Origin of the sequence: Ornithinimicrobium sp. F0845, assembly GCF_023015765.1 — a bacterium.
In the GTDB taxonomy this organism is placed as follows: Bacteria; Actinomycetota; Actinomycetes; order Actinomycetales; family Dermatophilaceae; genus Ornithinicoccus.
In genome coordinates, this window is sequence record NZ_JALKAL010000050.1 from 1 (window position 1) to 253 (window position 253).

The following is a 253-nucleotide window of genomic DNA, read 5'->3' on the forward strand; positions in this document are numbered from 1 at the left end:
GCCGGTGGCCAGGGTCCGCCGGGCCGAGTAGAGGGGGTCGCCCTTGCGGCCCCGGTGGCCGCAGGAGGCCTGCTGGACCCGGCGGCGGCACTCGTCCAGGGCTTCGGCGGCGAGGCGGACCACGTGGAACGGGTCCATGACGCTGACCGCCTCCGGGAGCTCCTCGGTGGTCGCCGATTTGAAGCCGGTGAAGCCGTCCATGGCCACGACCTCCACCCGGTCGCGCCAGGCCTGGTCGCGTTCGCCCAGCCAG

1 protein-coding gene is annotated in these 253 nt (G+C 74.7%); it reads right to left on the bottom strand.

Annotation, left to right across the window (positions count from 1 at the left end; genetic code table 11):
• On the bottom strand, positions 1 to 253 hold a 253-nt coding region (locus MWU75_RS19680; protein ID WP_247094152.1), incomplete at both ends, for a transposase.